The following is a 3,774-nucleotide window of genomic DNA, read 5'->3' as shown; positions in this document are numbered from 1 at the left end:
TGAGCCCTCCCATTTTATCCGGGCCGCGCCCAGGCTGGCCGCTCCCAGCCGCAAACGGGCCGCATCTATCAGATGTCCCACCTCCTCCGGCGGCGCGCCGAAGCGGTCGGACATCTCCTCGTAGATCCTGTCGAATTTCTCCATATCACCGATCTTGTTCAACTGGCGGTAGAGGTTGATCCGCTCGTTGGGATCCTCCACATAATCCTGCGGGATCAAAGCCCTCCCCGGGATCTCCACCTTGACGTCGATCTGGGGCACGGCCGGCAGCCCTTTCAGCTCCCGGACCGCCTCCTCCAGCAACTGGCAGTATAGCTCGAAGCCCACCGCGATCATGTTGCCGTGCTGCTCCCGCCCCAGAAGATTCCCGGCCCCCCTGATCTCCAGATCCCGCAGGGCCAGCTGGAACCCTGAGCCCAATTCGGACAGCTCCTCGATCACCCGCAGCCGCTTGCGGGCCACCTCGTTTATCCGTCCGCCCTTGGGTATTATCAGGTAGGCAAAGGCCCGCTTGTTGGAGCGCCCCACCCGCCCCCGCAGCTGATACAGCTGGGCCAGGCCGAACTTATCGGCCCGGTTGATGATGATGGTATTGACGTTGGGCATGTCCAGTCCCGATTCGATGATGGTGGTGGTCACCAGCACGTCATAGCGCTTGGCGGTAAAGGCCAGCATCACCCGCTCCAGTTCCCGTTCCTCCATCTGGCCGTGGGCAAAGGCCACCTCAGCGCCGGGCACCAGGCTGGCGATGTAGGCGGTCATGGCAGTGATGGACTGCACTCGATTGTGCAGGAAGAACACCTGGCCGCCCCGGTCCACCTCCCGCAGGATGGCCTCTTTGATCTTCTGGGCGTTCCACAGAACCACCTCGGTGATCACCGCCAGCCGGTCCTTGGGCGGGGTCTCGATGTTGGAGATATCCCGGGCGCCCAATAATGACATATGCAGGGTGCGGGGGATGGGGGTGGCGGTCATGGTCAGCACGTCCACCGCTTTGAACAACTGCTTGAGCTTCTCCTTGTGGGCCACCCCGAAGCGCTGTTCCTCATCCACCACCAGCAGGCCCAGTTTCTTGAATTCGACATCCTTCTGGATCAGGCGGTGGGTGCCGATGACAATGTCCACCTCCCCGGCGGCTATGGCTTTGATGACGATCTTCTGGTCGCCGTGCTTGCGAAAGCGGGACAGCATCTCCACCTTCACCGGATAATCGGCCAGCCGCTCCCGGAAGGTCTGGTAGTGCTGTTCGGCCAGCACCGTGGTGGGCACCAGCACCGCCGCCTGATGGCCGTCCATCACCGCCTTGAAGGCCGCTCGGATGGCCACCTCGGTCTTGCCGTAGCCCACGTCGCCGCACAGCAGCCGGTCCATGGGCTTGTCGCTCTCCATGTCGGTTTTGATCTCCTCTATGGCCCGCAGCTGGTCGGGCGTCTCCTGATAGATGAAGGATGCCTCCAGCTCCTTCTGCCACAGGGTGTCGGGCGAGAATCTTATCCCCGGCTGGGATTTGCGGGCCGCATACAGGGCCAGCAGCTCCTTGGCCATGTCATGGGCCGAGCGCTTGGCCCGGGCCTTGGTCTCTCCCCAGGCCGCCGAGCCCAGCTTGGAGAGATTGGGGTGCTGCCCCTCCTCGGCCGAATATTTTTGGACCCTTTTCAGTTGGTCCACCGGCAGGTACAGCTTGTCGTTGTCGCGGAAGATCAGCAGCAGACATTCGGTCTGATGGCCCTCGATGTTAAGATTGCTCAGGCCCCGATACTGGCAGATGCCGTGATCCACGTGCACCATGAAATCGCCTTTCCTCAGGGCCTCCAGGCTGCGGATGGCCCCGCCCCCCTTGAAGAACCGCCTGGCCCTTCTCCGTTTCTCCCGGGCGAAGATCTCCCGCTCGGTGACGGCGCATAAAGATGCCTCGGGAAAGATGAAGCCGCTGTGCAGGCCGGCTACTGTGATCTCCCTGACCCGCGATCTGCTTTGGCCGTCGATGATCTCATTCAGGCGCTCCTGCTGTCCCTGGTTGTCGCACAATAAAAAGATCTGAAAATTGTCCTGGTGCAGCTTTTCTATCCTGGCCCCCAGCAGGTCCAGGTTGGACATGAACGGCTCCACCGGCTGGATACCGATGCGGACGATCTCCTCCGGCGATCGCTCCTCGGACATCCCGAAGCCCGCCCCGGAGGTCACCAGCAGGCGGCTGAAATTTGCCAGCCCCCGCCGGAATTGCTCCCCGGAGGCGAAACGCTGGTCGTTGACCATGTCGTGATATTCCTCGGACAGCTCGGCCCATTCGGAGCTGATCTCCCCCGGCTCGTCCATCATCACCAGACAGTTCTCCGGCAGATGTTCCAGCAGCAGGGCGGTCCTTTGGGAGGTCTCCAAACGGGGCAATATAGTTGCCTTCTCCAATTTTTCGGTAGAGCGCTGGTCCAGCAGGCTGAAGCGGCGCAGCGAGACCAGGATGTCGTCGTCCAATTCTAATCTGACCGGCCCGTCGTCGCTGAAGCTGGCGATGTCGACGATGGAGCCCCGCAGGCTGATGTCCCCGATGCCTGATACCACCGGCTGACGCTCGTAGCCGGAGTCTATAAGACGCGCCAGCAGCTCCTCCCGGTCCAGCTTCATACCTATGGAAAGATCGATTCGCCGCTGGCCGAACTCGGCCGGGTTGATGGTGCGCTGGATGACCGATCTGGCCGAGGCCAGGATCAGGGCCGGCTGTTTGGACGACAGGGCCTGCAGGCATTCCATCCGGCTGCCCACCAACTCCACGTCCGGCTCTTTTTCATCGCCCGGCAAGATGTCCCAGGCCGCCCACCATCTGATGTTCTCCGGGCCTAATAGAACGGAGAGATTGTCCCGCTGCCGCTCGGCCTCGTCGTCACTGGGGGTGATCCACAGCAGGGTCCGGGACCTCTTGGCATACAGCCCGGAGGCGATCACCGACTTGCCGGCCTCGCAGGGCCCGGTCAGGCCGAATAGTTTCTGCTCCGAAGAGTACAGCTTAAAAAGCTTGTCAAACGACGGGCTTTGGTAAACCGCTTTTGAAAATTTATCCCAGATCATATTATATTTTATGCATTTATTTTTAACATCTTATTCTGGCTATGTCATCCTGAGATTATTATTTTTATTAACCATCGAAGGATCTCAGATTCTTCGGTTAGTCAGGCAGGTTGTCAGACTCAGAATGACAACACCTGCATTTATCATGATAGTAGTGACCGAAACGCCGAAAGGCCAAGGCCCCGCTTGCATGGGGGGTCTTGGCTGTTCTTTTATTCGATTAAAAGTAATTATACACCGAAAGGATATTTTTGTAAAGCCCTATGATTTCCTTCATAAAAGGCTATGCATAGATCATCGACTCATTTTCTTCCGCTTTCTCTTTGAAGAGAAAGCTCCAAAGTCACGCCAAAGGCGGATCCGCCTATATGGATTTACCTGCGGTGGCGGAAGAACTTTCGCTGCACCGCTGCTTCGTTGTCAAATAACCAGATGCCTAAATGTCTTGATCACGAAATATGGCAAACGCAGGCAAAACATTTTTAACGGCATCTTTTGCCGGGCAGCAGCGCTGATGCGAACCGGGACCCCGCCTTTAAGTGAAGCGGCTTGACTTCAGCCCCGATAAAGCAGTCATTGCGTCATGAACATCCTGCATGTTCTGGTTCAATGAATGCCGGGGCGCAGGCCTTGCCATCCGCGGAACTGGGCGGTAAAGACTTCTTTGGTTACTTTCTTAGTCATAAGAAAGTAACAACCTGCATGCTTTCA

General features: G+C 58.4%; 1 protein-coding gene. It reads right to left on the bottom strand.

What is annotated here, in order from left to right; all coding sequences use genetic code 11:
* Positions 1-3,063 (bottom strand): transcription-repair coupling factor (mfd, locus tag KJ869_10710; GenBank protein ID MBU1577658.1); only part of this gene is annotated, 3,063 nt, incomplete at its 3' end.
* Between the last annotated feature and the right edge of the window lie 711 nt (positions 3,064-3,774).

It is taken from the genome of Candidatus Edwardsbacteria bacterium (assembly GCA_018821925.1).
GTDB lineage: Bacteria > Edwardsbacteria > AC1 > AC1 > EtOH8 > UBA2226.
This window is presented reverse-complemented; position numbering and strand designations above follow the sequence as displayed.